The following is a 1,187-nucleotide window of genomic DNA, read 5'->3' on the forward strand; positions in this document are numbered from 1 at the left end:
CTGCCGGTCCATGTGGTGCTGACCGAGATGGTGATCGATCCGGTGTGCTCGCTGGCCTTCGAAGGTGCCGCCGAAGCGCCGGGGCTGATGCGGCGGCCACCGCGGCGCACGGACGACGGCATCGTGGGTTGGTCGATGTTGTGGCAGGGCTTGGCGCAGGGAAGCTGCCTGCTCGCGGCGACCCTTGGCGTTTACATGCTGGCGCTGCAGGCCGGGCGTGACACCGACGTGGCCCGCACGCTGGCGGTGGTCGGCCTGACGTTCGGAAACCTGATGCTGGTGGCGGCCAACATGGCAATCGGCAACGGGCTTCGCGCCTTGTCCGGTCGCAGCGCCCGGGCCTTCTGGGCAGTCGCCGCCGTGGCGGCGTCGGCGCTGGCGACCGCCGTGCTGGTGCCAGGCCCGAGGCGCCTGCTGCATTTTGGCGTTCCGGCGCCCGGGGACCTCTTGCTGGCCTGGGTGACGGTGGCGCTGGCAGTGGGTGCCGGGATCACATGGAGCGGGCGGCTGCGCAGTGCCTCGGCATCGAGGCCGCCAAGCTGAACTCGGCGGTTGTTGGCATGGGGCGCCCTGGGCATCCGAAGGCGGCTCAGTCGGCGCTCGCGCCGATCTGGCGCATCCGCTTGAGCCACTTCGCCACGCCGGCTTCGCCCAGGGACTCGACCCCGCCCACCAGCGTTTCGTGAACCGGAGCGAAGCCGACGAAGCCCAGGATGTTGCGTTCCAGTGATTTCAGGCTGTGGGCACGGAAATACCAGCGGTAGACGAGTGCGGGCATGCCCATGGTCACGACCACCCTCGCGGAACGGCCCTTGAGCAGCTTGCCGCCGGCCGCCCCATCGCCCGCCTTGCCCAGCGCAAAGCCGGGGCGCGCCACCTGTTCGAGAAAGGCCTTCAGCAAAGCCGGCATGTCGCCCAGCCACAGCGGGAAGAACAGCACCACGTGGCTGGCCCAACGGATGTGCTCCTGTGCGGGCAGCAGCGAAGCGGGCAGGGCGCCGTGGTCCCATTCGTCTTTGCTGCGAAGCAGCGGGAAATCCAGCGTCGCCACGTCCATGAGGCGCACGTCATGGCCCGCTGACCGCGCGCCCTCGGCATAGGCATCCGCCAGCGCGTGGCAGAGGTGGCCTCGGGTGGCATCAGGGTGCCCGAGGATGAGGAGAACGCGTCGCGCATGGGTATTCATC

Annotated in this window: 2 protein-coding genes; one reads left to right on the forward strand and one right to left on the reverse strand. The window is 69.4% G+C overall.

The genetic code is table 11. The features are described 5' to 3' along the window. Nucleotides 1-543 (forward strand): cation transporting ATPase C-terminal domain-containing protein (locus ACXJKR_RS32995; protein WP_457326451.1); only part of this gene is annotated, 543 nt, incomplete at its 5' end. Between the two features lie 46 nt (nt 544-589). Here the strand turns inward: ACXJKR_RS32995 and ACXJKR_RS33000 are convergent. Next, nucleotides 590-1,186, reverse strand: a complete 597-nt coding sequence (locus tag ACXJKR_RS33000; protein ID WP_056196377.1) for an NAD(P)H-dependent oxidoreductase — start codon at nt 1,184-1,186, stop codon at nt 590-592. Nucleotide 1,187: the final 1 nt, after the last annotated feature.

This window comes from Roseateles sp. P5_E11 (assembly GCF_054049355.1).